This is a genomic window from Streptomyces sp. NPDC001941 (assembly GCF_040296945.1).
Lineage (GTDB): Bacteria > Actinomycetota > Actinomycetes > Streptomycetales > Streptomycetaceae > Streptomyces.
This window is the reverse complement of the sequence record NZ_JBEOYE010000052.1, coordinates 43,126-68,412: the sequence shown is the minus strand read 5'-3', so window position 1 is coordinate 68,412 and position 25,287 is coordinate 43,126. Positions and strand designations below refer to the sequence as shown.

The following is a 25,287-nucleotide window of genomic DNA, read 5'->3' as shown; positions in this document are numbered from 1 at the left end:
GGGCCCCGCACCGGCCGGTGCGGGGCCCACTGCACGATCCACCCAGGGCTCCTATGGACCCGTCACCGCCCGCAGGTACGGGAAGGACGGCGTGGTGAGGCGGATGCGCAGGTCGCGCAGCTCGTCGCCGGAGGGCACCTCGCCCCGGTCGGCGAGCAGCTCGCGCACCGTGCGCTCACCGTCCGACGCCCCCGGGAGCCACGGGAGGGCCGAGGCCGGACCCGTGACCAGGGGCTGCGGCTCCTCCAGGGCGCGGTAGCCGCCGGTGCGGCCCATCACCCACACCCGCTCCCGCGCCTCCACGGGGACGAACGCGGTGTCCAGGAACGCCTCGTCGCGGTCCACCTCGCGCAGCGCGGGCAGCGGGTTGTCGTCGCGGCGCAGGTAGAACCAGAGCAGCGGGCTGCGGTCGACACTGAGCGCCTGGGTGACCTGCCAGCGCGTCGTGTCGTCCAATCCGTCTGCCTGGCGCCTGAGTTGGGCGTCGGCGCAGGGCACCCGCCAGTCGTACAGGTCGAGGCCGGTCGCGAGCGGGCTGGCGCAGGGCGCCTCCAGGGCGAGCCCGGCCGCGCGCGCCGTCTCGTGCAGCGTACGGACGGTGAAGTTGCGCTCGCACGGGTTGAGCCAGCTGTCGGCGAACTGCTCCTCCGGCTCGCCGAGGTCGGCGCGCAGCTGGCGGGTGAGTTCGCTGTCGCGGGTGAGGGAGCCGGCCACCCGGCGGGCGAACCAGAGGTCCTGTTCGCGGCCCAGCAGGCGCATCGCCTCCTGGAACGCGGTGATCTCGCGCCGGTGGTACGCGTTGTAGACCATGAGCTCCAGCACGCCGGACGGCTTGAGGGCGGCGGCGAGGCGGGCCAGGAGCATGCCGGGTTCGGGGTGGTGGTGGATCACCCCGGTACAGACGACGTAGTCGAACTCCTGCCGGTACGGGGCGTCGCTGATGCCCTCCTCGCGCAGCGTGAGGTTGGACGCGCCGACCTGGTCGCGCGCGGTGCGGCACAGGTCGAGGGAGTCGGTGGAGACGTCGCTGCCGACCACCTCCGCGTCGGGGAACCGCAGGGCGACGATGAGCGCCTGGTTGACGCCGCAGCCCGGCACCCATACCCGGGCGCCCGGCGGGATGCGCCGGTGGGTGAAGTCGCCCAGCTCCTGGGAGAGGAGGGAGGGGTGGAGGGCCGGGTCGTCGGGTGCGGTGAGGCGGGTGGCGTGCCAGGGGTAGGGGAACTCGGAGTAGAACTCGCCGATGACCTGCTCGGCGTCGGCGTGCGGAGCGCTGGCGGTCGCGTCGGTCTCCGCCGCGCGCGTCGAGCCCGTGGTCGCGTCGGTGCCCGTGTGTGCGGCGGCGTCCGTGCGTGCGGCGGCGTCCGCGTGTGCGGCGGTGGGGGCGTTTGCGGCGTTGGGGGCGTCCGTGTGTGCGGCGGTAGTGGCGTGCGTGGGCGCGTCAGCGTGCGTGGTCATCGCGGGTCTTCCCTCCCTGGGTGATCAGTTCCCGCAGCGCCGCCGCGGAGGAGGCCGCGGCGGGCAGCTGCATCATGCCGAGGTGGTCGCCGCCCACCTGGATGTGCTTGACCGGTCCGCCGGCGTGTTCCTGCCACTGCGCCACCAGGAGGATCTGGTCGTCGCCGTCCTTCTCCTGCGAGGTCAGCACGGTCATCGGGCCTTCGTAGTGGCCCACTTCGTACCCGCCGAGCGTTTCGAGCTGGCGCTGCCAGATGTGCAGGACGTCCTGCGGGAAGAGGGAGTAGTCGCGGCAGGTGGCGGGGTCGATGCCCATGGCCTGGAACAGGTCGCTGCGCAGCACCGCCTGGAACTCCTCCTCCCTCTCCTCGTCGCCCGCCAGGCCCAACCGGGTCCGGATGCGCCGCAGTTGGCGTACGTATCCGCGCCAGCGGGGGTTCTCCTGCGGGGGGCTGGGGTCGAGCAGCGCCAGGTGGGCGACCTCGCCGCCGAGCGCGCGGATCTGCCGGGCGGTCTCGAAGGCGGTGACGCCTCCGGCCGACCAGCCGACCACGTTGACCGGGCCGGGCACGGCCTCGCGGATCTCGGCCGCGTAGCGGGCGGTGGTGTCCTCCAGGCGGTCGTCGCCCTCGGGGTCCTCGCCGCGCAGGGCCCCCAGGGTGAGCCCGTACAGGGGGCCCTCGCCCTGGAGGATCCCGACGAGGTGGCGGTAGCAGAAGACCGTGCCGCCCAGGGGGTGGACGAACACCGTGGGCACGCCGTCCCCGTCGGGGGCGAGCAGGGACAGGCTGTGGCCGCCGGACGGCTGGGCGCTCTCGCCGAGCGCGGCGGCGATCCCGGCGACGGTGGGGTCCTGGAGGAAGCGGGCGAAGGTCAGCTGGGCGCCGAGCAGGCCGCGTAGCCGGGCGACGACGGTGAGCACGAGCAGGGAGTTGCCGCCGAGCCCGAAGAAGTTGTCGTCCGGGCCGAACGCGTCGGGGGCGAGGCCGAGCACCTCCGCCCAGGCCTGGGTGACGGCCTCCTCGGCGGGGGTGCGGGGGCCGCGCGGCGCGTCGGTGGCGGCGCCGCCCCACTCGAGTGCGGGCAGGGCCCCCCGGTCGACCTTGCCGTTGGCGTTGAGGGGGACGTGCGCGAGTTCGAGGACGCGGGCGGGCACCAGGTGCGCGGGCAGGGTGCGGGCGAGCTCGGTGCGCAGGGCGGCCGGGTCGAGGGTGCTGCCCGGCTCCGGCACGACGTGCGCGACCAGGGCCGGGGCGCCCGCGGGGGTGGCCGCGGTGACCACCAGGGCCTGGTGGACGCCTTCGGTGGCGACCAGGGCGGCCTCGACCTCGCCGGGTTCCACCCGGTAGCCGTTGATCTTGACCTGGTGGTCGGACCTGCCGAGGAACTCGGCCTGTCCGTCGGGCAGCCAGCGCCCGAGGTCGCCGGTGCGGTAGAGCCGTGCGCCGGGCGGGCCGTAGGGGTCCTCGCCGAACCGCTCGGCCGTGGTGCCGGGCCGGTTGGCGTAGCCGCGGGCGACGCACGTCCCGCCGATGTGGAGCTCCCCGACGACTCCGGGCGGGACCGGCGCGCGGTCCTCGTCCAGGACGTACAGCGTCGTGTTGGGGATGGGACGCCCGATGGGCAGGGTGGCCGGCGCGTCGGCCTCCGGGGCTCCCGGGGCGGCCGGGGGCGGGATCTCGTACGTGCTGTTGGCGACGGTCGCCTCGGTCGGCCCGTACTCGTTGAGCAGCGGCACGTCGGGGGCGAGCGCGCGCCAGGCCGCGAGGACCGCGGGCGGGAAGGCGTCGGCGCCGACGACGAGCAGGCGGGCCAGGCCGCGCGCCTGCTCGGGGGTGAGCTGGGCGGCGAGCAGTTCCAGGTGTCCGGGGGTCAGCTTGACGAAGCTGTACGGGGCTCCGCCCGCCAGCACCTCGCCGAGCCGGTCCGGCGGGAGTCCGTCCGGTGCCAGGGCCACCGACTGGCCGATGAGCAGGGGGGTGTACAGGTCGGGGACCACCATGTCGAAGGCCATGGAGGAGAACAGCGGGGCCCCGCCGTCGCCCTCGGCGGCGTAGCGCCGGACGCACCAGGCGAGGAAGTTGGCGAGCCCTCGGTGCTCCACGAGCACGCCCTTGGGCTTGCCGGTGGACCCGGAGGTGTGGATGACGTACGCGAGCGCGTCCGCGTCCGGTCCCCCGACCAGGTCGCTCCCGGCGTGTCCGGCGACGGCGGGCCACGCCTCGTCGAGGACGACCACGTCGCCGCCGAGTGCCGCCGCCCGTCCGGCCAGGGCCGACTCTGTGACGACCAGGCGCGCTTCGGTGTCCTCTACGACGAAGGCCAGGCGGGGGTCGGGGAAGGCCGGGTCGAGCGGTACGTAGGCGGCCCCGGCCTTCCACACGGCGAGGCAGGCCACGACGAGGTCGGGCGAGCGGCGCAGCAGCAGCGCGACCCGGTCGTGCGGGGCGACGCCCTGGTCGACCAGGTAGCGGGCCAGCCGGTTGGCCCGGCCGTTCAGCTCCTCGTACGTCAAAGTCCGCTCGCTGTCGCCGAGTTCGCGCACGGCGACGGCCCCGGGGGTGCGGCGCACCTGGTCCTCGAAGAGCCGGTGCACACAGCGGTCGTCGAACGGGACCGGGCCTCCGTCGGCGAATCCCTCCAGCACCTCGGCCGTGCGGTGCGGCGGCATCACGGGCAGCCGCGCCACGGGGGTGTCCGGCGCGGCGAGGGCGCTGTCGAGCAGGGCGGTGAAGCCCTCGGCCAGCGCCCGGACCCCGGTCTCGTCGCAGACGGCGGTGCGGTAGGTGAACTCGCCCGCCAGGCCGTCCGCGTCGGGCCGCAGGACCAGCATCAGGTCGGTCTTGGGCGCGTGGTCGGGGAAGGGGAACGCGGTCGTCGCGCACCCGGGCAGGCGCAGGGCGGGGGCCGTGTCGTGGTCGAGTTCGAAGAACACGTTGAACAGCGGGTTGCGCAGCCCGGAGGAGGCGGCGGTGCGCACGGTGTCGAGGACGTCCTCGAACGGCACCCGTACATGCTCGAAGGCGTCGAACACGGTGTCGGTCACCGTCTCGGTGGCGTTCCGGAAGGTGGCGTCGTGGCCGATCGGGGCGTGCAGGGCGAGGGTGTTGAACAGCGGGCCGACGACGTGCCGCGACTCCTCGCTGAGCCGGGTGGACGCGGTCGTGCCGACGGTGACCTGTTCGGTGCGGCACAGCCGCGCGAGCAGGCAGGTGTAGGCGGTCAGCAGCACCGCGTAGCGCGTGGTGCGGGAGGCGCGGGCGTACGCGTCGACGCGCCGGACCAGGTCGGCGGGCAGGGCGAAGCGGTGTCCGGCGCCGTCGCGGTCGGTGCGTCCGGGGGCGCCGGTCAGCGGCAGCGCCAGGGGCCGGGCGCCGTCGAGGCGGCGGCTCCAGTAGGCGAGGCCGTCGGCGTGCTCGGCCTCCGACAGGGCGGCGTGCCGGAAGTAGTCCGGGGTGTCGTCGCGCGCGGGCCTCTCCGGGGCCGCGCCCTCCTGCCGTACGGGCGGCGCTCCGGCCCCCGCGTCCCCGGCGGCTCCGGTGCGGCGCAGGTAGGCGCGGTGCCACGCGTCGTACAGGATCTGCACGGACTCCCCGTCGCAGACCGCGTGGTGCAGGTGCAGCGCGACGACGTGGTCCTCGGGGCCGAGGCGCAGCAGCATGGCGCGCAGCAGCGGGCCGTTCTCCAGGTCGAAGGGGACGCGCGCGGCGTCGGCGACGCGGGCGCGGGCGGTGTCCACGGCGCTCGCGGCGGACCGGCCGGAGAGGTCGGTCTCCTCCAGCGGGACGGTGAGGTCAGGATCGACCACCAGGGAGAGACCGTTGTGGCCGTAGCGCGCGAACCGGGCACGGAGCAGGGGGTGTTCGCCGGTCACGTCGCGCAGCGCGGCGTGGAGCGCGGCGGGGTCCACGGGACCGGTCAGGCGGACGGCGGTGGAGACGGTGAACTCGGAGCCGATGGGGTCGAGTTGGGAGGCGAGCCACATGCCCCGCTGGATCGGGAGGGCGGGCAGCCGGGTCGCGGTGGTCATGTCGTCGTTCCCTCCAGCGTCGCCGGACCCTCGAAGGCCGTCGTTCCTTCACGCTCCGCCGTTCCCTCCAGGAGGGTGCAGCCGAGCAGGACGTCGGCGCCCCGGACGAGGTCGGCGGGCGCGGTGCGTTCGTACGGGACGTGGCTCGCGCCCTCCTCGCTGGGCACGAAGATCATGGCGGTGGGGGCGATGCGGGCCATCCACTGGGCGTCGTGTCCGGCGCCGCTGGGCAGGGTGACGCTGGACAGGCCGAGCGCGTCGGTGGCGCGGCGGACCGTGGCGCGGCGGCCGGTGTCGCAGGGGGTGGGGCTGACCCGCTGGACCTCGGCGACGTCGACGGAGGTGCCGGTGGCGCGGGCCGCCTCCTCGCCGAGCGCGCGCAGCCGGTCGAGTCCGGCCTCCAGGTTGTCCTCGGACATGTCGCGCAGGTCGACGATGAGCGTGGCCACGCCGGGTACGACGTTCCAGGCGCCGGGCGAGACCCGGCAGTCGCCGACGGTGGCGACCCGGACGGCCCCGTCGGGTCCGGTGAGGCCGGGGACGCCGACGGTGATCCGGGCGGCGGCGAGCAGGGCGTCGTGGCGGTCGGTCATGGGGGTGGTGCCGGCGTGGTTGGCCTGGCCCCGGACGGTGACCTCGGCGGTGAGGCGTCCGGAGATGCCCTCGACGATGCCGATCTCGGTGCCGGAGCCGATGAGCACCGGCCCCTGCTCGATGTGGAGTTCGAGGTAGGCGGCGACGGAGCCGGGGGGCCTGCGGACGTCGTCGACGCGCCGGCTGTCGCCTCCGGCGGCGTCGAGGACCTGGGCCAGCGGGCGGTCCTGTCCGTCGACCGGCAGCTGGAGTTCACCGGGGGTCAGGCAGCCCGCGACGGCCCGGGAGCCGAACATGGCGGGGGTGCCGGTGGTGCCCTCCTCGTTGCTGAACGCCATCACGGTGAGCGGGCGGTCCAGCGGGGTACCGCGCTCGTGCAGCGTGTGGGCGACCTCGACGGCCGCGAGGACGCCGTACGCCCCGTCGTAGGCGCCGCCGCCGGGGACGGTGTCCAGGTGGGAGCCGAGCACCAGGGCGGGTCCGTCCGGGTCGCGCCCCGGGCGCGTGCCGACGAGGTTGGCGGCGGCGTCCACGTGGACGGTGAGCCCGGCCTCGCGCATCAGTCCGGCCACGAACTCCTGTCCCTTGACGTCCTCCTGGCTGAAGGCGCGGCGCGTGACGCCGCCCTCGCGGGTCGCCCCGATGGCGCGCAGCCGCTCCAGGTTGTCCAGGAGCCGCTCGGCGTCGACGCGTGCCGGACCGAGGGAGGTGGAGGTGGTGGTCGTGGTCATCGCCGTACTCCCGTCCGGACGGGGTGCCGCCAGCCGTGGACGTCGGGGGTGCGCCCGTGGTGGTGGGCGAGGAGTCGTTCCTTGACGGCGCTCGTGACGGGACCGGTCGTGCCGTCGCCAACCTGCCACTCGTGATCGCCGTCGCGGACGCGGCCGACGGCGGCGACGACGGCGGCCGTGCCGCACCCGAACGTCTCGGTGACCAGGCCCGACTCGCAGTCCGCGCGCCAGTCCTCGACGGCGACGGGCTCCTCGCTGACGCGGTAGCCGAGCTCCCTGGCGACGGCGATGACCGAGTCGCGGGTGATGCCGGGCAGGAAAGTGCCGTTCAGCGGCGGGGTGACGACGGTGAGGTCCTCACCGCTGCCGCGTACGAAGAAGAGGTTGGCGCTGCCCATCTCCTCGACCCAGCGGCGTTCCACCGCGTCCAGCCACACCACCTGCTGGCAGCCCGCCTGTCCGGCGGCGAGCTGGGCGGGCATGGTGGGCGCGTAGTTGCCGGGCGTCTTGGCGCTTCCGGTGCCGCCGGGGAAGGCGCGGGCGTAGTCGCGGCAGACCCAGGCGGACACGCCGTCGGGGCTGTCGCCGAAGTAGCTTCCGATGAGGAAGGAGATGACCACGACGGTGTACTCGCGGGCCGGGCGCGGCACCACGTTGGCCTCGGAGGCGAACATGTAGGGCCGCAGGTAGAGGCTGTAGCCGGGCCGGTCGGGCACGACGTCGGTGTTGGCCTCGACGAGCCGGTCCAGGGCGTCGACGAAGAGCGCGACGGGCAGTTCGGGCATCGACAGGCGCCGCGCGGAGCCCTGGAAGCGGCGGGCGTGGTCGCGGGGCCGGAAGACGCTGAAGGAGCCGTCGGGCTGACGGTGCGCCTTGAGGCCCTCGATGATCGACTGGCCGTAGTTGAGGACGGCGGTCGCCGGGGACAGGGACAGGTTCTCGTGCGGCCCGAGCCGGGGCGTGGTCCAGCCGTCCTCCTCGGTCCACCGCAGCGTCACCATGTGCGGGGTGAAGTCGCCTATCTCCGCCTTCCCGATGCCGGACTCCCCCGGCGTGGTCGCTCCGGCGTCGTGGGCGGATGCGGGTGCGGCACTGCTGACGGTCATCTGGTGGTCCTCACGTGCTCGGTGGGGTGGGTGGCGGGCTCGGTGGCCCGCGGGGTGCGCGGGCCTCAGAAGTTGAGGACGAACAGGAAGGAGTCGCGGCGGGTGAAGAGGCCGTCCGGCCCGAACTCGTAGATCTCGGCGAACCGGTGGGCCTGTTCCCGGCCGTCGGTGAGGTGGCCGCTGAAGGAGCCGTCGACCGCGAGGGCGCCGTCGCTGAGCAGCACCCGGGAGAGCGTGTGCGTGCCGTCGGCGACGGTGCGCTCGTCCCGGTAGTACGCCTCGATGGCGTCGCGGCCGACCAGCGCGGGGCTGCCGGGCCGGTGGTAGACGGCGTCCTCGTGGAAGAGCGCGGCGAAGCCGGTGAAGTCGCCCTCGTCGATGCGGCGGTACAGCGCGTGCACGGAGTCCTCGGGTGGCATGGTCGCCTCCTGGCCCGCCCGGCGGGTCCGGCCCGCGAGGGGCCGGTCCTTCGCCGCCGGGAAGCGGGCCGTGGTCGTCGGGGTGGGGGCCCTGCGCGCCTCGTACGTACGGACGTCGTCCTCGTGGTGGAGCGTGGCGCCGATGGCGTCCTGGCCGCGCAGCAGGCGGATCTGGGTGTCGGCGTCCAGCGCGAAGGGCTGGACGAGTCCGGCCGCGGTGACGGTGAGGTCGGCGAGGTCCACCCGGACCTCGGTGGCCGGGTCGTCGTCGACGGCGCGCCAGACGGCGTCGACGAAAGACTGCGGCACGGTGACGGCGTACAGCCCGTTGAGCCAGGCGTTGGCGCGGAAGATGTCCCCGAAGCGGGGCGAGAGGACCGCGCGGACGCCGCTCTGGGCGAGCGCCCAGACGGCGGCCTCGCGCGAGGAGCCGGTGCCGAAGTTCTCGGCGGCGACGATCACGCTGGCGCCGTGGTGGCGCGGGTCGTCCAGGACGCATCCGGACCCGGCGGCCCGCCAGTCGGCGAACAGGCCCTCGGCGAAGCCCGTCCGCTCGGTGTTGGTGCAGAAGCGCGCCGGGATGATCTGGTCGGTGTCCACGTCGCGCACGCGCAGCGGGACGGCGGTCCCGGTGTGCGCGCCGGCGGGTGGGGGCGGCGCGGGCGTGCGGGCGCCGGGGTCGGGGGCCGCGTCCGCCGTGGCCGCGGGTGCGGCCGGTGTCGTCGACGTCATCGCCTTCTCCTCTCCTGGTCGGTGGGGCCGTGGGGCCCGGGGTGGGCGCGTGCCCGGGGCGCGCGGGGCCGGAGCGCGGTGCGCGGTCCGGTGCCGCCGTGGGGTCGCGCCCCGGGCGCGGGCCGCCCGCCCGTCACAGGTCGTCGGGACCCGTGATCCGGCCGCGTACGGCGGTGGCCGCCGCGACCGCGGGCGAGACGAGGTGGGTGCGCGATCCGGTGCCCTGGCGGCCCTCGAAGTTGCGGTTGGTGGTGGAGGCGGAGCGGACGCCGGGCGCGAGCCGGTCCTCGCCGAGGCCGACGCACAGGGAGCAGCCGGGCGCGGCCCGGAAGTCGGCCCCGGCCCGGGCGAAGTCCTGGTCCAGGCCCTCCGCCACGGCCTGCCTGCGCACCCGGGCCGAGCCGGGCACCACGACGGTGTCCACCCGGACCCGGCGGCCGCGCAGGACGGAGGCGGCGGCCCGCAGGTCCTCGATGCGGCTGTTGGTGCACGAGCCGATGAAGACGGTGTCGACGGCGATGTCCCGTACGCGGGTGCCGGGGGCCAGGCCCATGTAGTCCAGGGCCCTGCGGGCGGCGGTCGCCTCGGCCGCGTCGGCCAGTCCGCCCGGGTCGGGCACCGTGCCGTCCAGCGGCACGCTCTGCGCGGGGTTGGTGCCCCAGGACACGCGCGGCAGCACCCGGGCGCCGTCCAGCTCGACCTCGCGGTCGAAGGGCGCGTCCGGGTCGCCGTCGAGCGCGAGGCCGTCGAACCGTCCGGCGTCGCGGGGCGCCGCCCGGCGCAGGTACTCCCGGGTGACCTCGTCCGCGGCCACGATCCCGGCCCGGGCGCCCATCTCGACGGCCATGTTGCACAGCGTCATGCGGCCCTCCATGGACAGCGCCCGCACGGCCTCGCCGCGGAACTCCACCACGTGGCCCTGCGCGCCGGCCGTGCCGACCCGGTGGATGACCGCGAGGGCCAGGTCCTTCGCCGTGCTGCCCGTCGGAAGGGTGCCGTTCACCGTCACGGCCATGTCCTTCGGGCGGGCCAGGGAGAGGGTCTGGGTGGCCAGGACGTGTTCGACCTGGCTGGTGCCGATGCCGAGGGCGAGTGCGCCGAACGCGCCGAGGGTCGTGGTGTGCGAGTCGCAGCAGACGACCGTCGTCCCCGGCCTGACCAGGCCGAGTTCGGGTCCGATGACGTGCACGATGCCCTGGGACGCGCTGCCGAGGCGGTGCATCGGGATGCGGAACTCGGCGCAGTTGCGCGCCATGGTCCGCCGCTGGCGCCGCCGTGCCGGGTCCGGGTCGGCGTGGTCGACGGCGACCGTCGGGGTGCTGTGGTCCTCGGTGCCCAGCGTCAGGTCCGGGCGGCGTACGGTGCGGCCGGCGGCCCGCAGCCCGGCGAAGGCCTGCGGGGTGTTCACCTCGTGCAGGAGGTGCAGGTCGATGTAGAGCAGGTCGTTGCCGGCGCCGGTCCGGCGCACGACGTGCTCGCGCCACACCTTCGCGGCCAGTGTCTGGGGTGACACGCGGGCACCTCCGCATTCGTGGTGATCGGAATTCGTTGTGATCCGAGTGGGTGGTGATCGGAGTTGGTGACGAATCCGAGTCGGTGGTGCGTCGGACCGACTCGGATCGGATCAGCTCGGATCGGCTCGTACGGGGCTTTCGCGACCGGTCGTACGGGGCTTTCGCGACCCGCTCCTCCCGGCCGGTGCCCGTGATCGCTCCCTCCGGCTCAACGAAACACCCGCGGACGGGCCCGTGAATCGACAGGGGTGATGAACTCCCTCGTCCCCGGGTGGAGTTCGCTCGGCCGGTCGACCGATGAATCGCGCGAAGCGCGGGCGGAGCATGGCGGAATGGAACCGATTCACGTACTCACCCCGGGCCAGCGCGACGAACTGACCGCCGTGCTCGCCGCCGTGCCAGGAAATCCGTACCGCAACCACCGGGAATTCGTCGCGGGAGTGGCGCAGGTCGACGCCCCGGGGTTCCTGGTGGAGGCGTGCGAACGCGTCCGCCTCGACCGGCGCAGCGGCCGCAGCGAGGCGCACGTGCTGCGCAACTGCCCCGTCGACCCGCAGGTCCCCGAACTCGACCTCGACGACCCGGTCGCGGACAAGTACCGCAAGAAGACGACCTTCGTCGGCGAGGCGTTCCTCGCCCTGGTCGCCCGGCTGACCCGGACGCCTCTCATGGCGTACGGCAGCCGGAACAACGGGGACTTCTTCACCGACGTCATCGCGATCAACAAGTACAGCGGGATGCAGACGGGGTTCAGCGACAGCGAGCTGCCGTTCCACAACGACCGCACCGCGCACTGGGCCCGCGCCGACCACATCGCCCTGCTGGGCATGCGCTGCCCGCAGGACGAGGTCATCTACACGACGTTCGTCAGCGGTCGCGCCCTGCTGCGGAACCTGGCGGACGAGGACCAGAAGATCCTGCGCAAGCCGTACTTCACGACGTCGTTCGACGCCTTCTCCCGCGACACCAACCGCAGTCAGCGCTCCTCGGGCGCGCACCCGATCCTGGAGGGCGACCACTCGATCCGCTACCTGGAGACGACGACCACCGTCCTGCCGGACGCCCCCGGCGAGGCCAAGGACGCGCTGCTCGCCCTGAAGAACGCGCTGGTCGTGGCCGAGAAGCAGCGCCACCGCCTGCGCGACGGGGACCTGCTGCTTTTCGCCAACCAGGACGGGCTGCACAGCCGGGACCGCATCGAGATCCTGGACGCGGACCGGGCCGCGACGCGTTGGCTGCTGAAGACGTACGCGTTCCGCGACGAGGCGACGGCCGACGCGTTCTCGGGGCGCTGGAAGGGCGGGGTGCGGGGCCTGATCGACGACTGAACCGTCCGGAACCGTCAGTGGGCGGCCCGTCCTGGTGGACGGGCCGCCCACACGCGTGCCCCGCCTACACACGAGCCCCTGCCGCACACGTGCTCCTCCCCCACGTGGCGAGGCCGGGGCGCCCGTGGCGCGGGGACTCCGCGGCCGTACGACTCGTACGCGTAGCAGGAGGGCCGTACGCGCCCCGGCGCACGACGAGGGCGGTGGGAGCCGGACCGGGAAGTCCGCCTCCCACCGCCCTCGTGCGCGGCGGGTCCGTCTCTCAGCGCGCGGCGCCGACGGTGAGCAGTTCGTCGGCGAGCCTGCGCCGCAGCACGGAGATGTCCTCGCAGTCGCCGCCGACGCGTTCGGTGATGTGCCGGCGGTAGAGCGCCTCCATCCGGTCCTCGTCGACGTCCACCCGCATGTTGTCCAGCAGGTGGCGCAGCACCGAGCGGCCCGAGTGGCGGGCGATCAGCAGGGAGCGCTCGCGGCCGAACCGGTCGGGTTCCACGAACTCGTACGTCGAGGGGTCCCGCAGGATCCCCGCCTGGTGGATCCCGGCGGCGCTGCCGAAGGCGTACGTGCCGAAGATCGCCTTGTTGCGCGGCTGCTCCAGGCCGATGACGTCGCGCAGCGCGTCGTACACGGCGTACATGGCGACGGTGTCGATGTCGGTGTAGAGGCCCAGGGAGTCGCTCTTGTACGACAGGAGCGCGACCAGCTCCTCCAGCGCGGCGTTGCCCGCGCGCTCCCCGATGCCGCCGACCGTGGTCTGCACGCCGTCGGCACCGGCCTGAAGGCCGGCGAGGGTGTTGGCCGTGGAGAGCCCGAAGTCCTCGTGGCAGTGGGTGAACACGCTGATGGGCCGGGGCGTCCAGGAGCGCACCTTGCCCATCAGCTCGCCGTACTCGGCCGGTGTCATGCAACCGGAGGTGTCGGCCGCCACGACGCAGGTGACCCCCGCGTCGACGCCCGCCTCGATCTGGGCGCGCAGCAGTTCGTCGGAGCCCCGCGAGGCGTCCTCGAGGGCGAGCGAGATGTACGGCACGCCCATCCTGCGGGCGTGGGTGACGCAGTCGACGATCTCGTCGATGGACTCCTTGCGGGAGATCCTGCGCTTGCGTTCGAGGTGCAGTTCGCTGGAGGTGGCCAGGATCTGGACCTCGTGGTTGCGGGTGCCGCCCGCGGCCACCGCGCAGTCGATGTCGGAGCGCACGGCGCGGCAGAACGTGGTGAACCTGGCACGGGTGAGGTGGCGGGAGATCAGCCGGGTGGCCTCGGTCTCGGCGGGCGAGGAGGCGGGGAAGCCGGTCTCGATGACGTCGACCCCGAGCGCCTCGATCCGCAGCGCGAGTTCCAGTTTCTCCTTCGGTTTCATGGAATTGCACGGCGCCTGTTCGCCGTCCCGCAGAGTGGTGTCGAAAATGGAAACTCGACGCTTTTCCATCGGTAGCCCCTTTCGCGGCCTTCCAAGTACCCCACATCGAGCCACGCGGGCCGCGGGGCGGTCAATCATTCCCGCGCCCAACTCCCTCCACCCCGGGCGGAGATGACTTCACCCTCCGGACCGTGTTCCGTGGTTCCGGGGAAAGTTCCGACCGGAAGTTCCGGGTGCTCGTGGGGCCCGGACTAGGTTGGTGGCCACCCATGGCGAACCATTGCGACGGGATCTCACATTCCCTTACGGAGGCCCGCATGAGCGGCATGCTGCGCGCGCCAGGATTTCCGGAGGCCGCCGTGCGCCATCGCGCGCGCACGGGGATCGAAGCGGCTTTCCCGCCGCTCGACGGCTACGGCGCCACGCTCTACGGCAGCGGCTGGGCCGGACCGGCGCCGGACGACCCGCTGGACCGGCTGCGGCTGCTGCCGCCGGTCTTCATGGAGCAGCGGCTGGAGAAGCTGATCGACCTCGGGCGGGAGCCGATGCCGTCGGACGTGAGCCTGGAGACCACGATCGGCGGTTTCCCCTCCCGACTGCCCTTCTACGTCTCGGCGTTCGGCTCCACCGCCGCGGCCCGCGGCGACCTGGGCACCTCGCTCGGGCGCCAGGCGGCCCGGCTCGGCATTCCGCTGGTCGTCGGCGAGAACGTGGTGCCGGTCATCGGCTACGGACGGCTCGGCACCCAGCCCGCCAAGGCGCTGCTCGCCAGGATCGAGGCGTACGGGGAGGAGGGCGACGGGCGCCACGGCGGCATCGTGGTGCAGCAGAGCACCGAGGACGCCGACGCGGAGGTGTGGAACCTGGTCTACAGCGATCCGGCGGCCCGGCCGTTCCTCGAAGCGGGGCGGCTGGCCTTCGAGTTGAAGACGGGTCAGGGCGCGAAGCCCGGCCTGGGCGGGATGACGCTGATGGACGGCGCGGCCGCGGCGGCGGTGGCGGAGCAGTACGCGCTGCTGCCGATCCCCGGTGACGGCCGCACGCTGCGTGCCTCCAGCCCCGGTACGTACACGGAGGAGATCCTGCGCCAGCAGGTCAACCTGATGCGCAACAACTACCCGCGCGCCCGGGTGTGGGTGAAGCTCCACCCGGGCCGGGACGTGGGCGCCGCCGCCCGGGTGGCCTGGGACGCCGGCGCGGACAGCGTCACGGTGGACGGCGCGGAGGGCGGCACGGGCTGGGCGCCCGGCAGCTTCCTCGACCACGTGGGCCTGCCGCTCCTCAACTGCCTGCTGGCCGCCGGGGACGGCCCCGGTTGCCTGCTCGCGGGCGGTCGGATGTGGGAGGGGAGCCGGGTGGTGAAGAGCCTGGCGCTCGGGGCGCGCGCGGTGGGCCTGGGCCGGGCGGCCCTGGTCGCGGCCGACGAGGACCCCGACGAGGGCCTGCTGAGGCTGGCGGCCTGCCTGGACCTGGAGGTGCGCATGCTGATCAGCGCCCTCGGCAAGTACGACACGACCGCGGTGAACAGGGACGACGTCGGCCCGCTGCCGACCGTACGGAAGGAAGAGGTGCCCCATGGCGAATCCGTTCGAGGATGACTCGGCCTCCTACCTGGTGCTCGTCAACGACCAGGGGCGCCACTCGCTGTGGCCCGACGGCATCGGCGTGCCGGACGGCTGGCGGGTGGTGCTGACGCGACGGGACCGGGCGGCCTGCCTGGAGTACGTGGACCGCCACTTCACGGTGGTGGCCCCGCGGCCGGGCGAGCCGGCCCCGGCCGGAGCGGGGCCGGTACGGTGACCACGCTCCCCGAACTCGTCGCCGCGCAGGCGGAGCGCACCCCGTACGCCACCGCCGTGGTCTCGGACCGGGTCACCCTGGACTACGCGGCGCTCTGGCGCCGGGTGCGGGAACTGGCCGGCTCCCTGCGGCAGGAGGGCATCGGGCCGGGCAGCGTGGTGGCGGTCCGCATGGACCGCTCCCCCGACCTGGTGGTCGCGCTGCTCGGCGTGATGACCGCCGGTGCGGCCTACCTGCCGCTGGACAAGGACGTCCCGGAGGGCCGGGCCGCGCTGATACTCCAGGAGGCGGCGCCCGACCGGGTGCTGACGGCGCTTCCCGCGCCGCGCCGTGCGGCGGCAGCGGGAGCGGAGGACCCGGTGGTCCGTGCGCGCCCGGAGGATCCCGCGTACATCATGTACACCTCCGGCTCCACCGGCCGTCCCAAGGGCGTCGTGGTGCGCCAGGAGGCGATCGCCCGCCATCTGCTCTGGATGCGGAGGGCCTTCCCACCGGCGGCGGACGACCGGGTCCTGGTGAAGACGCCGGTGGGCTTCGACGTGTCCACGTACGAGTACTTCTGGCCGCTGACGTGCGGCGCCGCCCTGGTCGTCGCGCCGCCCGGGATGGAGCGCGAGCCGCACGGCCTGGCCGCGCTCATCGCGCGCCGGGGCGTGACCACCGTGCAGTTCGTCCCCTCGATGCTGCGGCTGTTCCTGGACGCGGACGTCGCGGTGCACTGCCGGGGGCTGCGGCGGGTCATCTGCATCGGCGAGGCGCTGCCGGTCTCGCTGCGCGACCGCTGCCTGGGCCTGCTCGACGCCGAGCTGCACAACCTGTACGGGCCGACCGAGGTCACGGTGGCGGCCACCGCGTGGCCCTGCCTGCCCGGCGCCGACCCGCACGGCGTGCCGATCGGCGTGCCGGTGGCGGACACCGGTGCGCACGTGCTCGACGAGCGCCTGCGGCCGCTGCCCGCCGGGGTGACGGGCGAGCTGTACCTCTCGGGCGTGCAGCTCGCCGAAGGGTACCTGGCCCGGCCGGGTCTCACGGCGGAGCGGTTCGTGGCCAACCCGCTGGGCCCGCCCGGCTCGCGGCTCTACCGCACGGGCGACCTCGCGCGCCAACGGGCCGACGGGGCACTGGAGTTCATCGGCCGCACCGACGGCCAGGTGAAGTTCCGCGGGCGCCGCGTCGAGCTCGGGGAGATCGAGTCGGTGCTGTGCACCCACCCGGCGGTCACCCAGGCCGCGGTGGTCCTCGCCGGGCCGCCGGACGGCGACCGCTGGCTGGCCTGCTTCGTGGTGCCCGCGCCCGGCGAACCCTCGCCCGACGCAGGCGAGTTGGCAGCACACCTTCGGGGCTCGCTGCCGGACGCGCTGGTCCCCACCGCGTGGGCGGTACTGGACCGGGTGCCGCTGACTGGCAACGGCAAGCTCGACCGGGCGGCGCTGCCCGAGCCGCCGCGCCCCGGAGCGGAACCCGACGCGCCCGCCGACGGAACGAACCCCGAGCCCGCCGACGGCGTGACCGCGTGGCTGTGCGGCGCGACCGACGAGGTGCTGCGGCGCCCGGCGGGCGAGGCGGCCCCGGGGCACTCCTTCGTCGGCCTGGGCGGTGACAGCATGACGGCGATGCGCCTGGTGAACCGGGCTCGCGCACAGGGCCTCGCGCTCACCGTCGCCGATGTCGTCGGCTCCGCCTCGCTCGCTGAACTCGCCTCTGTGGCACACCGGTTGGAACCGGTGGTGGACACGGCCCCGGAGCCGGAGCTGCTGCCCGACCTCGACCCGAGCGAGTACGACTCCCTGGCCGCGCAGCTGTCCCGCGGCTGACCTCCGCCCGGGCCGGGTCGCCCCGCGCGGGTGGCCCGGACCGGGCCACCCGACCCGTCCCGAAGTGGAGGACAGATGTCCGCACCGGCCATCGACGCGATACTCCCCCTCACGCCCCTGCAGGAAGGCATCCTGTTCCACTCGCTGGCGGAGGGCGGTGCGCGCGGGGTGTACGTCGCGCAGTACACCGTCCCGCTGGAGGGTCCGCTGGACGAGGCGCGACTGCGCGCCGCCGCACGGCAGACGCTGGTGCGCCATCCCCATCTACGGGCCCGGATCCACCACCGGGCCAACGGGCAGCCCGTGCAGGTCGTGCCGCACGAGGTGGAGCCCTGCTGGGCGGTGGCGGGCCCGGGCGGCGGCGACGCCGCACTGCGGGCCGCGCGCACGGACGGCCTCGGGGTCGAGGGCGGCCCGCTGATCCGTTTCGACCTGGTGCGCGACGGCGCGGACCGCCACCGCTTCGCGGTCACCGCGCACCACTGCGTGCTCGACGGCTGGAGCGCCTCGGTGCTGCTGCGCGAGGTCTTCGCCGGGTACGCGGGGCGGGAGCTCGCGCCCGCGGTGCCGTACCGGGGGTTCCTGGGCTGGCTGGCGGGGCGCGACCGGGAGGGCGCGGAGCGGGCCTGGCGGCGGGAGCTGGCGGACGCGCCCCCGACGCTCCTCGCCCCGGAGTCCGCTGGTGCGCCCCCGCGCTGGGCGACCGCCGTGGAAGAACTCTCGCCCCGGCGCACGGCCGACCTGCTCGCCCGGGTGCGGAGCCTGAACGTGACGCTCACGACCGCGGTCCAGGGCGCGTGGGCGCTGGTGCTCGCGCGCCACTCCGACCGCGAGGACGTCACGTTCGGCGCCGTCCTCGGCGGGCGCCCGGCCGAACTGGAGGGCGTGCACGACATGGTGGGCATGCTCGTCAACACGGTGCCCGTACGAGTGCGCACGGGCGAGGCCGCGACCCTGGCCGAGCTGCTCGCCGACGTACGGGCCAGGCGCCTGGCCCTGCACCCGCACGACCACGCCGGACTCGGCGAGGCGGCGCGGGCCGCCGGTATCGCCAGCCCCCTCCTGGACACCACGCTGGCCGTGGAAGCGGCCCCCGAAGGACCCACCGGGACACAGGACTTCGACGGCCTGCGGGTCGGTGACGTCGGGGTCGAGGAGAGGGCGCACTACCCGGTGACGGTCGTGGTGACGCCCGGCGAGCGGCTCTCGGTGCGGCTGCACCACGACGCGAGCCGGGTGCCGGGACCCCTCGCACGCGCACTGGCCCGGCAGCTGACGCGCGTCCTGGACGTCATCGCGGACGCACCCTCGACGCGCCCCGGCGACGTGGAGCCGTGCGACGCCGAGGAGGCCGGGCGGATGCTGGCGGCGGGCCGGGGCGCGCGCTTCCCCCTGCCGCAACAACCCTGCGTGCACACGGTGTTCTCCGAGCAGGCGGCACGCGCGCCCCGCGCCACGGCGCTGGTCTTCGACGGCGAGCGCGTCTCGTACGGCGAACTGGACCGGCGCGCGAACCAGTTGGCGCACCACCTGGTCGCGCTCGGTGTCGGCCGGGGCGACTGGGTGGGGGTGCGCCTTGAGCGCGGTCCCCGCCTCGTCACGGCGCTGCTCGCGGCGCTCAAGTCCGGCGCCGCCTACGTCCTGCTGGACCCGGACTTCCCCGACGCCCGGGCCGCCGAGTGCGTACGGGCGACCGGGTGCCGGACCGTGGTGAGCGACCGGCCGCTGCCGGACGCGGTGGCGGGGCCGGACGGCCCGCGTCTCGTACGGATCGACGACGCGGCGGTCTTGGAGGGGGTGCCCGGGACCGACCCGGGGGTGGCGGTCGACGGCGAGGACCCCGCCTGCGTGCTGTTCACCTCCGGGTCGCAGGGCAAGCCGAAGGGCGTGGTGGCGCCGCACCGCGCGCTCGTCGGCAGCCTGTTCGGGCAGGAGTTCGCCCGGGTGACGCCCTCGGACGTGGTGCTGCAGTGCTCCCCGATGTCCTGGGACGCCTTCGCCTTCGAGCTGCTCTCGGCGCTGTTCGCCGGCGCCACCTGCGTCCTCCAGCCGGGCGGGGCGCCCGAACCCGAGGTGGCGGTGCGCCTGATGGGCGAGCACCGCGTCACCGTGGCCCACTTCTCCTCCAGCCTCCTCAACTTCCTGATGGACAGCCATCCTTCGGCGTTCGACACGGTCCGGCTGGTGCTGACCGGCGGCGAGGCCGCCTCCCCCGGGCACCTGGAGCGCCTGCTGCGCCGCCGCCCCGGGCTGAGCCTGGTCAACGCCTACTCGCCGCTGGAGTGCATGATGGTGACGGTCTTCCGGCGGGTGGTCCTCGACGACTGCCTGGACGGCGCCGTCCCGCTGGGCGGCCCGGTGGCCAACAAGCACTTCTACGTCCTCGACGACCGGCTGCGGGTCCTGCCGCCCGGCATGGTGGGCGAGGTGTACCTCGGCGGCGTGGGCGAGGCGCACGGGTACCTGGGCGAGGCCGGGATGACGGCCGAGCGCTTCGTGGCGGACCCGTACGGCCCGCCGGGCAGCCGCATGTACCGCTCCGGCGACCTGGCCCGCTGGCGCGCCGACGGGGTCGTGGAGTACCTGGGCCGCCGGGACGACCAGGTGAAGTTGCGCGGCTTCCGGATCGAGCCGTCCGAGGTGGAGGCGGCGCTCGCCCGGCACCCGGGCGTCCGTGGCGTCCGGGTCCTGGTGCGCACCGAGGGCCCCGGGGACCAGCGGCTCGTCGCCTACGTGGTGCCGGACGGGGACGCGGCGCCCGGGGCGGAGGAGCTGCGCGGGCACGCGTCCGCCGCGCTGCCCGAGCACCTGAGGCCGGTGGCGTACGTGACCCTCGACCGCTTCCCCACGACACCCAACGGCAAGCTGGACCGCAGGGCGCTGCCCGCCCCGGTGTACGGGTCGGCGGCACCGTCCGCGCCCGCCCCGGACGACCCCCTGCGGGCCCGGCTGTCCGTCGTGTTCGCCGAGGTGCTCGGCCTGGAGCGGGTCGGCGTGGAGGACGACTTCTTCCACCTGGGGGGCCACTCGATCCTGGCGCTGCGCCTGCTGGGCCGGATCAAGGCGGAGTTCGGGCAGGAGGTGCGCCTGCGCACGCTGCTGCGGCGTCCGTCGGTGGCGGCCCTGGCCGAGGAGCTGGCGCCCGCCCGGGACTGACGGAACCGGCCGCGGCCGGACACGGGTGACGGGACCGTCGTGCCGACGCACGGCGGTCCCGCTGTCGTACCCCAGTGGCTCTCCTCTGCTGTCGTGCCCGTACCACGCATGCGCGTGCCCCGCCGGATCCCGGCGGGGCACGCGCGTGGTGCGACGACCGCGTGCGTCAGGCTCCGGCCATCGCGTCCTGCTCGGTGCTGATGAGGATGCGCTCGGACGCCGTACGGGCGGTGCGTTCGGCGCCCCTGCCGTCCTGGCCCGTGGCGATGACGAAGCCGGAGCGCTCCCAGGAGCTGCGGATCGGCTCGACGTGCGAGCCCACCCCGACGGAGACGGCGACGTCGTGCACCCCCGGCGTGGAGCACGCTTCGTCGACCCCGGTCACGGACGTGACGCGGCCCGGGGGCACGCCGAGGAACCGGATGGCGGCGCCGGACGGCCGCGCGGGGACCGGCTCGGGCTCCTCGCCGGCCGCGACGCGGAACCAGTTCCGCAACAGGCTCCAGTCGTAGGCGAGTTCGATGAGCAGGTGGATCTGGTCGCCGGGCAGCCGGGCCGCGCACTCCACCAGGTGCGGCACACCGTCCTCGACGATCCACTCGCCGTGCATGACCCCGGTGCGGAACCCGGCCGCTCGGGCCAGGGCAAGCATGCTGTCGCGCAGTGCGCCGGTGACACCGCCGTCGGGCGGGGCCGGCACGACGTGTCCCATCTCGACCGGGTGCACTCCGCCGAGCAGCCGCTTGGCGGTCGCGTTGAAGAACAGCGGAACTCCGTCGCGTACGAGCAGTTCCGCGCTGAACTCCTCGCCCAGGAGCCGCCGTTCGGCCAGGTAGGAGCCCGGGCCGCCGCGCAGGCGCATGGTCCCGCCGGTGGCGTTGGGCGCGGTGGTGTGCCGCCAGGCGGCGGCCACGTCCGCCCCCGGGTCCAGGAGCAGCACGCCCTCGCTGGACTGGAGTGTGGCGGGCTTGAGGACGAAGCCGTCGGGACATCCTGCGGCGAAGTCCGCCGCCTCGGCCGCTCCGGTCACCTCCCGCCAGGCGGGCTGCGGGATGCCCGCCTCGTCGGCGAGCCGCCGCTGGCGGCGCTTGTCGCGGAAGACCCGGGCCGCCTCGGTGCCCGGGCCCGGCAGGCCCCAGGCGTCGGCGAGGACGGCGGCGGCCACGACGCCGTAGTCGTTGCCCGGCAGCACGGCGCGCACGCCGGGCGGCCGGTCGAGCAGTCCGGGGAGCCGGTCTGGACCGGTCTGGACCGGTGCGGGCTCGACGCCCGCGAAGCAGGGGATCTCGCCGGTGCGGTCGCGGGCGCCCCGTACGGCGAGCACTTCGGGTTCGTCCACGACGAGGACGCTGTCGGGCGCCAGGAATCCGTCGAGGATGCGGAGCAGGTCCGCGCTGTATCCCACCAGGACGTATGCGGGCATGAACGGTACCTTTCAGATCTCTCCGGGGCGGGGTTCGCCGTGCTGGACACCGCAGCCCAGGGCCGCCTGCATCAGCAGGACCGCTTCGAGGCGGTTGCGCACGCACAGTTTGGTCAGGGCGTGGGAGACGTGGCTCTTGATGGTGGCCGGGGAGACGACGAGGCAGTCGGACACCTCTCCGGTGGACATCCCCTCCGCGAGCAGGGTCAGCACCTCCCGCTCCCGGCGGGTCAGGCAGCGCAGCCGGACCGCGAGGTTGCGGCCGGCGTCCGCGGGCCGCATCGCCACGCAGAGTCCGACCAGGTCCGGGGAGAGCACGACGTGCCCGGTCGCGGCGGCGGCCGCCGCCTGGGGCAGGTGGGACAGCGCCCAGTCCTTGCTGAGGCAGCCGGAGGCGCCCGAGGCCAGGGCGGCGTCGAGGCGGTGCTTGGTCCAGTCGACGCCGACCAGGAGGGTCCGGCCGCCGCGGCGGGTGACGTCCTGGGCCTTGAGGACGTGGTTCTCAAGGGGCCCCGAGACCAGGATCGTCAGGTCGGCGCGGTGCAGCGGCCACTCGGCGGGCGGGCGGCGCATGTCTCCGGTGGCGACCAGGCTGACCTGGTCGTCGGCGTGCAGCGTGCCGCCGAAGACCTGGCGGGAGACGGGGTCGCCGTCGACCAGCAGAACCCTGGGCGGTTCGGCGGGCGGGGCGGGCGGGGGCGGGGGCGGGAGGACCTGCGCGGGCGTGGGCGCCGTGGCGGGTCCGGTCGCGGCGGTCGCCTTCACCGCGGCCCCGGCGGGGCGTGGGGGGTGCCGGGGCAGGAAGTGGTCGAGGAACTTGGCAGCGGGCAGCACCTCGCCCCGCGCGGTCGCGCCGTGCTCGCGGTGCGGATGGCTCGTGATGCGGCTCATCTCGGCATCTCCTCGGTCAGGGCGAGACGACGCCGGGCAGTTTCGGGAAGGCGGTGGTCTGCCACACGTAGTCGGCGCCCACGAGGTAGCGGGTGAAGCGCTGGATGCCGAGTCCGAAGCCGGCGCTCGGCGGGATGCCCTTCTTCACCTCTTCCAGGTACCAGCCGTACTTGGCGGGGTTCTCCCCCGTCTCGCGCATCCGGGTGATCAGCCGCCGGTAGTCCGACTCGCGTTCGCCGCCGCTGATGACCTCGCCGTACCCCTCCGACATGAGCAGGTCGAACGTCCGCAGCACGCGCGGCCGTTCACTGTCCTCGCGCTCCAGGAAGACGCGCGAGCCCTTGGGGTAGTCGGTCAGGAACACCGGGCGGGCGCTGCCCTCGGAGAGAATCCGCTCGCCCTCCCAGTCGATCTCGGCCGCGGCGCTCTGGGCGTGGCCGCCGTCGACGAGGCGGCTGACCGCGTCCGCGTGGGTGAGCCGCTCGAAGGGGGCCGCGAGCATCGCCCGCAGTGCGTCGACGTCGCGCCCCAGCTCCCGCAGCTCGGGTTCCGCCTCGGCGATGACCGCGCGGGTGGCGGTGGCGATCAGTTCCTCGGCCAGGTCCATGACCTGTTCGCGGCTGGTGTGCGCCATCTCGATGTCGAGCTGGTGGAACTCCGCGAGGTGGCGCTGCGTGGAACAGGTCTCGAGCGGTTCCATCCGTACGTTCGGGGCGACGTAGAAGATCTTGTCGTAGGCGAGCAGGGCCGTCTGCTTGTAGACGAAGGCGCTCGTCATGAGTTTGTAGCGGTGGCCGTAGAAATCGACGTCGACCTGTTTGGCTCCGCGGATCCCGGGGTCGGTGACGGGGCCGATGACGGGCGGGAGGAGTTCGACGAATCCGGCTTCGCGCAGGAATTCGCGGGCGTGGCGCAGGAATGAGTTCTGCAGGCGCAGAATGCCGCGGGTGGTGTCGGAGGTGAGGTGGGCGCGCGGCCCGGGTGGAAAGGCCGTGGTGGCAGTGATCGCGGGTGCTGACATTCTTCGTGCTCCCTCGTTCTCTTGGGGCGTTCTCCTGGGGCGTTCTCCTGAAGCTTTCTCGTGAGGCTTCGAGGCTCTTCGCTCAAGGCTCAGGTGAAGAACTTGGCCTGATTTACGCTAGGGGAGGGAGGCTGCGACTCCGGCATCTTCCGGCGGAATATGACCGGAATTCCGGCAGTTCGACGAGCGGTTACGGGCACGGCGGCGCGCCCCGCGGGCGGTGCCGCTCGGGGAGCGGTTTCCCGTGGGGCGCGGGCCGCGCGACGGCGGCCGGGCGCGGGCTCAGCCCGCGCGGCGCTCCAGGTAGGCGGTTCCGGAGTCGACGGCCGCCAGTCGCCAGCCCTCGCGGGCGGCGCCGTTCAGGATGTCCGTCGCGCCGGGGTCGGCGCCCTCGGACAGCGGCACGGACTTGTACTCGTACGCGGGGGTCCGTGCGCCGCGACCACCGGCAGGTTCCTCTTCGCGGCCGGTTCCGGTGCCGGCACCGGCGTCAGCACCGGATGCGGCGGTGGCGCTTTCCGGCGGTGTGGCGCCCGGGCGGATTCCCGGAGGAATGGCAGGAGAGGCCGGAGAGGCGAGGGGAATCGCGTCCTGGCCGAGCGCGGATCCGGATAATCCCGGTTCCCGCACGTGCCCGAGGGGGTGTTCGTGGAACCCGTGTCCCTCGCGCCGCTCGTGGCGGGAGTTCTCGTCGACGGCGAGCGTCAGCAGTCGGGTCCGGGTCGACCCGTCGATGCGGAGCGCGTCGGCGAGCAGTTGGACGGTCTCTTTCCGCGGATGGCGCACATGCCCTTTCTCCAGGTTCCTGATGGCGCGGGAACTGACGGTGGAGAGATCGGCCAGCTGCTGTTGGGTGATGCCGGAACGCAACCTGGTACGCATCAGCATCTCGGCGAATTGAGGATTCTCCATGAGGTCACTCCGACAACTCGGGCATCTGGTGGACCGTGCTCCCCCGGATCCGTTTCGTGGCCTCCGGTGTCGCCGCGCTCGGCGCGTCCGGCGACGTCGTCCCTCCACCATAGGAAGCTTCCTCCTACGCCTTCCAGGTAAGGACCGTCGCACGCCTACGCTTCACGACAACCTTCGGGCGACCCGCGCCCTCGGGCCCGTATCCACAGGTGGGACGCCACTCCGGGCCGCCATCGTCGCGCCCGCCGACCGAACGGGCAAAGCCGGTGCCCGAACGGTCAGGCCCGGCAAGGGAGTTGGAGGATCTTCTCGACTTCGTCACGTCTGACCTGCGAGGCAGGCGTACGGGGCCGCGCGGCACCGGCGGCCGGATCCGCACGGTCTGCGTACGCCACTGTAAAACTGCCAATTGGCCGAATCTGTACGCTAGTTGGACCCGGCCCGGATCAGTGGGCGGTGACCAGGAGCTTGTCGCCGCGCAGGACCAGCGACTCCACGGACGCCTCCCCCGTGGCGTCGTCGACCGACACCGCGCCCACCCCGGCGGGGAAGGCGTCCACGAGGTCCCAGGTGACCAGGAGGTTCTTCCCGGTCTCGTCGGTGAGGCTGATCGTCAGGTCCTGCTTGACGCCCGACGTCGGCGAGAAGCCGCTGATCCACTCGTACAGCGGGCCGTCGACGGCGAGCCGGCACCGGGTGAAGGCGACTTCCGGCGATTCCGGCCGGGTGTGGATCCGGAAGGTGCCGCCCGCGCTGTGCGGACCCGCGCCGCCGCCGGGCTCCAGGCCGCTCACCCCTCCGGCGTGCAGGTCGGCCCCTTCCTCACCGCCGAAGTCGACGGAGAAGGCGAAGAGCGGAACGGGGTAGGTGAACTCGGCCGTGCCTGCGGACGCGGTCATGGGCAGCTCCGGTCTGGGTGGTCTGGGTGGCTGAAAAGGACTCTGACCTGCGCCTGTCCCGGTGGCGTCGGCGCAAACCCCGCGCCCGTCGGCCGACAG

At 74.0% G+C, this 25,287-nt stretch carries 17 protein-coding genes; 5 read left to right on the top strand and 12 right to left on the bottom strand.

Translation table 11 applies throughout. The features are described 5' to 3' along the window. Positions 1–51: 51 nt before the first annotated feature. The 6 genes from ABT160_RS29560 to leuC all read right to left on the bottom strand — a co-directional run bounded on the left by ABT160_RS29560 (position 52) and on the right by leuC (position 10,583). Positions 52–1,458: a class I SAM-dependent methyltransferase gene (locus ABT160_RS29560; protein ID WP_351650941.1), complete on the bottom strand. Its 1,407-nt coding sequence runs from the start codon at positions 1,456–1,458 to the stop codon at positions 52–54. Then, positions 1,442–5,488, bottom strand: coding sequence for a non-ribosomal peptide synthetase (locus ABT160_RS29555; RefSeq protein ID WP_351650940.1), 4,047 nt, complete (start codon positions 5,486–5,488; stop codon positions 1,442–1,444). The genes ABT160_RS29560 and ABT160_RS29555 overlap by 17 nt, the downstream gene beginning before the upstream one ends. Further along, complete coding sequence (locus tag ABT160_RS29550; protein ID WP_351650939.1) at positions 5,485–6,813, bottom strand: Zn-dependent hydrolase; 1,329 nt, start codon at positions 6,811–6,813, stop codon at positions 5,485–5,487. Before ABT160_RS29550 ends, ABT160_RS29555 begins: the two co-directional genes overlap by 4 nt. Continuing rightward, positions 6,810–7,919, bottom strand: a complete 1,110-nt coding sequence (locus ABT160_RS29545; RefSeq protein ID WP_351650938.1) for a branched-chain amino acid aminotransferase — start codon at positions 7,917–7,919, stop codon at positions 6,810–6,812. The genes ABT160_RS29550 and ABT160_RS29545 overlap by 4 nt, the downstream gene beginning before the upstream one ends. 65 nt (positions 7,920–7,984) lie before the next feature. Next, positions 7,985–9,070 (bottom strand): 3-isopropylmalate dehydratase small subunit, encoded by a 1,086-nt coding sequence (leuD, locus tag ABT160_RS29540; protein WP_351650937.1) that lies wholly within the window; start codon positions 9,068–9,070, stop codon positions 7,985–7,987. Between the two features lie 133 nt (positions 9,071–9,203). Continuing rightward, positions 9,204–10,583: a 3-isopropylmalate dehydratase large subunit gene (gene leuC / locus ABT160_RS29535; protein WP_351650935.1), complete on the bottom strand. Its 1,380-nt coding sequence runs from the start codon at positions 10,581–10,583 to the stop codon at positions 9,204–9,206. 333 nt (positions 10,584–10,916) lie between these two features. Between leuC and ABT160_RS29530 the strand changes: the two genes are divergently transcribed. Then, positions 10,917–11,912 (top strand): TauD/TfdA family dioxygenase, encoded by a 996-nt coding sequence (locus ABT160_RS29530; protein WP_351650934.1) that lies wholly within the window; start codon positions 10,917–10,919, stop codon positions 11,910–11,912. A gap of 262 nt (positions 11,913–12,174) precedes the next feature. On the opposite strand, the gene ABT160_RS29525 is transcribed toward ABT160_RS29530, so the two are convergent. Further along, complete coding sequence (locus ABT160_RS29525; RefSeq protein WP_351650933.1) at positions 12,175–13,341, bottom strand: LeuA family protein; 1,167 nt, start codon at positions 13,339–13,341, stop codon at positions 12,175–12,177. Positions 13,342–13,589: 248 nt separating this feature from the next. Here ABT160_RS29525 and ABT160_RS29520 point away from each other — a divergent pair, with 248 nt between their 5' ends. From ABT160_RS29520 to ABT160_RS29505, 4 genes are all read left to right on the top strand, one after another. After that, positions 13,590–14,870, top strand: a complete 1,281-nt coding sequence (locus ABT160_RS29520; protein ID WP_351650932.1) for a glutamate synthase-related protein — start codon at positions 13,590–13,592, stop codon at positions 14,868–14,870. Next, a complete protein-coding gene (locus ABT160_RS29515; protein WP_351650931.1) occupies positions 14,848–15,072 on the top strand; it encodes an MbtH family protein in 225 nt (74 codons plus the stop codon). Before ABT160_RS29520 ends, ABT160_RS29515 begins: the two co-directional genes overlap by 23 nt. After that, complete coding sequence (locus tag ABT160_RS29510) at positions 15,069–16,886, top strand: amino acid adenylation domain-containing protein (protein WP_351650930.1); 1,818 nt, start codon at positions 15,069–15,071, stop codon at positions 16,884–16,886. The genes ABT160_RS29515 and ABT160_RS29510 overlap by 4 nt, the downstream gene beginning before the upstream one ends. Positions 16,887–16,961: 75 nt before the next feature. Then, positions 16,962–20,042 (top strand): non-ribosomal peptide synthetase, encoded by a 3,081-nt coding sequence (locus ABT160_RS29505; protein WP_351650928.1) that lies wholly within the window; start codon positions 16,962–16,964, stop codon positions 20,040–20,042. A gap of 166 nt (positions 20,043–20,208) precedes the next feature. Here ABT160_RS29505 and ABT160_RS29500 read toward each other — a convergent pair whose 3' ends face one another. The 5 genes from ABT160_RS29500 to ABT160_RS29480 form a co-directional block, all read right to left on the bottom strand. Then, a complete protein-coding gene (locus ABT160_RS29500) occupies positions 20,209–21,465 on the bottom strand; it encodes an ATP-grasp domain-containing protein (protein ID WP_351650926.1) in 1,257 nt (418 codons plus the stop codon). Positions 21,466–21,477: 12 nt separating this feature from the next. Further along, positions 21,478–22,356 (bottom strand): helix-turn-helix transcriptional regulator, encoded by an 879-nt coding sequence (locus ABT160_RS29495; RefSeq protein WP_351650925.1) that lies wholly within the window; start codon positions 22,354–22,356, stop codon positions 21,478–21,480. Positions 22,357–22,372: 16 nt separating this feature from the next. Then, positions 22,373–23,377 (bottom strand): asparagine synthetase A, encoded by a 1,005-nt coding sequence (locus ABT160_RS29490; protein WP_351650924.1) that lies wholly within the window; start codon positions 23,375–23,377, stop codon positions 22,373–22,375. A 282-nt stretch (positions 23,378–23,659) separates the two neighbouring features. Continuing rightward, the gene (locus ABT160_RS29485) at positions 23,660–24,265 is read right to left on the bottom strand and encodes a helix-turn-helix domain-containing protein (protein WP_351650923.1); all 606 of its coding nucleotides are present in this window, start codon (positions 24,263–24,265) and stop codon (positions 23,660–23,662) included. Positions 24,266–24,735: 470 nt separating this feature from the next. Beyond that, entirely contained in the window at positions 24,736–25,188 is a 453-nt protein-coding gene (locus tag ABT160_RS29480) for a phage tail protein (RefSeq protein ID WP_351650921.1), read from the bottom strand. Positions 25,189–25,287: the final 99 nt, after the last annotated feature.